At 61.4% G+C, this 3,743-nt stretch carries 2 protein-coding genes; both read right to left on the reverse strand.

The window, feature by feature from the left end; translation table 11 throughout:
- A partial coding sequence (locus ACIREA_RS28425) for a response regulator (RefSeq protein ID WP_397385698.1) occupies nt 1–2,567 on the reverse strand: 2,567 nt, incomplete at its 3' end.
- A 552-nt stretch (nt 2,568–3,119) separates the two neighbouring features.
- On the reverse strand, nt 3,120–3,743 hold a 624-nt coding region (locus ACIREA_RS28430), incomplete at its 5' end, for an SPL family radical SAM protein (RefSeq protein ID WP_397385699.1).

Here is a 3,743-nt window from a genome sequence, read left to right on the forward strand (position 1 = left end):
GGGTTCTCGCTGAGGCTGGCAAACTTTTCCAGCAGCGGATAAAGCTGCGTCGAGTGAATGGGCTTGGCGATGTAGTCATCCATCCCCGCCGCCAGGCACTGCTCGCGGTCACCCTTCATGGCGTTTGCCGTCATGGCGATGATGGGCACATGCCTGTCGGTGCCGGCCTCGCTTTCGCGGATGGCCAGCGTCGCTTCAAAGCCGTTCATCTCAGGCATCTGGATGTCCATGAGGATCGCATCGAAAGTCTGGCTGGCGAGCAGCTCCAAAGCTTCGCGCCCATTGCAGGCCAGCGTGACCTCATGCCCCCGATCCTCCAGCATCTTGATGGCCACCAACTGATTCACCCGGCCATCCTCTGCGAGCAGCAGCTTCATCGGCGCCATGCTCTGCAGCCCCGGCATGTCATAGGCGCCGCCCGTTTTGTCATCGGCCATCAGCCCGCCCATCACGCGGCTGATCGTGTCAAAAAGATCCGAATGCTTCACCGGTTTGGTCAGGCAGCGCTCATAGCCCAGATCTTCATCGCCGATCTCGGCGGTCAGATTGCCACCGGAAGACAGGATCAGAATTTTCGGCGCGGCATCCCCAAAGCGTTCCCGGATCTGGCGGCAAACTTCCGCGCCATCCATCTCCGGCATCATGTAGTCCAGCAGCACCAGCGGGATGGGTGTGTCTTCCGCCTGCGCCTGCTCCAAAATATCCAAAGCCTCGGCACCGCTGGCCGCAAGGACCGGCCGCAGCTCCCAAGTCTTGAGCATCTCTTCGAGGATCGTGCGGTTCGTCGCATTGTCATCCACCACCAGCACCTGGAAGTCGCGCAATTTGTCGGGCAGCATGCGCGCGGCATTCGGCTTCTGGGTGCCCAGCTCAAACTGCGCGGTGAAGTGGAAGACGCTGCCCTTGCCCGGCTCGCTCTCAAGCCACATGCGCCCATGCATCAGCTCCACCAGCTGCCTGGAAATGGTCAGGCCCAGCCCGGTGCCGCCGAAGCGACGCGTCGTGGAGCTCTCCGCCTGCGTGAAGGATTCAAACACATTCGCCTGCTTGTCCTTGGCGATGCCGATGCCCGTGTCAGACACCTGCACATGCAGGGTCACCCGATCCTCGGTCCGGCTCTCCACCCGCAGTTCCACCACGATCTCACCACGCGGTGTGAACTTGATGGCATTTCCTACCAGATTCAAAATGATCTGCCTCAGGCGGCAGATGTCGCCGATCAGGCAGTCCGGCACGTCAGGCTTCACCAGGTAGGCCAGCTCAATGTCCTTCTCCGCCGAGCGTGCCGCGAGCGTTTGCAGGGTGTCCCCAATGGAGTCGCGCAGATCAAACTCATGGCTGTCCAGGTCCATCTTGCCCGCCTCGATCTTGGAGAAATCCAGGATGTCATTGAGCACCGTCATCAGCGAATCCGCCGACTGCCGCACCAGGTTCAAGTAACCGCGCTGATCGCCGGTCATGCGAGTGTTCAGCAGCAGCTCCGTCATGCCCAGCACCCCGTTCATCGGCGTGCGGATCTCGTGGCTCATGTTCGCGAGGAAGGTGCTCTTCGCCTGGTTCGCCGCCTCGGCCGCCGCACGCGCCATGCGCAGCTCGTCCTCCGTCTGGATGCGCTGGGTGATGTTTCGCGCCGCCGCATAGATCGCCGTCTGGCCGCCATTGGGCGCCGCAGTCCACTCGATCCAAAGGTAGCCGCCGTCCTTGTGCTGGTAGCGATTGATGAAATTGACCAGGTTCAGCCCCGCCTCCAGACGCTCGACCGCCTCCACGGTTTTCGGCTGGTCCTCAGGATGTACAAAATCGAGGAAGGGCTGGCCCAGCATCTCTTTCTCCGTGTAGCCCAGCGTGGTGCAAAAGGCCGGATTGATGCGCTTGAAGTAGCCGTCCATCCCCGCGATGCACAGCATGTCCAGCGCCACTTGAAAGAAGGGCCCCAGCCCGCTGCTGGCCTCCTCCGCCTCACGCTTCGCTCGCACCAGTTCATCTTCCACGCGCTCGCGCAGCGCCAGCTGCTGCACCAGTTCCAGCTTCGTCTGCTGCAGCTCCGCCATGGACTGCTCCAGCAGCGCCTTCTGCGAAGCCAGCGCCGCATTCGCCTTGTACAGCGCTTCTTCGGTCTCCTTGAGCGCCGTGATGTCCTTCGAAATTCCGCAGGTGCCGATGATGCCGCCATCCGCATCGCGCAGCGGGATCTTCGTCACCAGCGCCCAGCCCGTGCGTCCATCCAGCAGCCGCTTTTTCTCCTCCTTGCCGGTGATGGATTTGCCCAGCCGCATCAGCTCCTGCTCATCCTCCAGCGCCGCCTGCGCCAGTGCAGGCTCGAAGTAATCGAAGTCCGTTTTACCGATCACCTCCGCCGGATCACACGCCCCGAGATACTCGGCCTCGGACCGGCTCACCAGCACAAACGCCCCCTGCTTGTCCTTGAAATAAATGCGGTCAGGAATGTAATCCAGCAGGCAGCTGAGCAGCTTGTAGTGCTCCTCAATGCTCGATAAATTCGGCGCACAGAAAGCCGGAGAGGCTCTATCCGCCGGTGCATGGGCTGGCTTGGCGACGTCAGGCATTCGCCACTTAATACGCGCCCCCGGCAAAAATGGCAAGGATGGCATGCGGGCATCACAAGCCTCAATCACTCAACAACATGAGCCGCTCAACTTTGACGCTGATAAGCAAAAGTCAAAGGTCACAGAGAATTCATAACCTCTGTACTGGATGGCACTTACCTAAGACCCGCTTTCGATCTTTTTCACGACTCCCGTTAAGTCACGGGGCTCCTCTGAAGAAAACGCTCCAGGAGCGCGGACCTCCGAGTCCGCAGCACGCCGCAAACACACGAGATTCCGAGGCCCGCCTGCGGCCATCGCTCTTTCGTTCCCGAAGTCCTCGTGCTTCCGATGTTCTGCATGCAGCTACCCCCGCTGTGTGAATGCGACCCGCTGCGGACTCGGAGGTCCGCGCGCCAAGGATTCGATCCTCCCACGACGCACAATTCGGGAATGCATGCCCTAGCTGGCTGTCGTTCCACCCGTTAAGTAAGAGCCATTCATCTCTGCTCCTCCGCCCCTCTGCGCCAAATCCGCACGTCCCTTGCACATTCATCAGCACCCATCCCCCACTCAAAACAACTCCATCTGCCCACCCGCATCCCGTGGCCGCCGAAACGCCTCCGCACTCACCTCCGGTCGCCGGTGCAGCATGCCGGCGCGTTTGATCGACACCTTAAACATCGCCGCGATCTGCTCCGACCACACACCCATGCCCTTGAGCCGCTTGCCAAACTCCCCGTGAGACATCGTCTTCCCCTGCGTCTCCTCGATGCGGCTGAGAATCTTGTCCCGCATGCCAGGAAAATGCTGGTCCAGCCACGCACGAAACACATCCTTCACCGCAAAGGGCAGTCGCACCACCGTGTATCCAGCGAACTGCGCCCCCGCAGCGCGCGCGGCTTCAATGAGCGCGGGGATTTCCGAATCGTTCAGCCCGGGGATGATCGGCGCGGTGGAGACGCCCACGGGTATGCCCGCCTCATGCAGCAGGCGGATCGCCTCCAGCCGCATCTTGGGCGATGACGCACGCGGCTCCAGCTTCCGGGCCAGTTCGGAATCCAGCGTCGTGATCGAAATATACACCGCCGTCGCGGAATGCCGCGCCAGCTCCGCCAGCAAATCCACATCCCGCGTGATGAGGTGGTTCTTCGTGATCAGCACCACCGGGTGGCGGCACTCGGCCAGCACTTCCAG

Origin of the sequence: Prosthecobacter sp. (assembly GCF_044373815.1) — a bacterium.
Classification (GTDB): domain Bacteria; phylum Verrucomicrobiota; class Verrucomicrobiia; order Verrucomicrobiales; family Verrucomicrobiaceae; genus Prosthecobacter.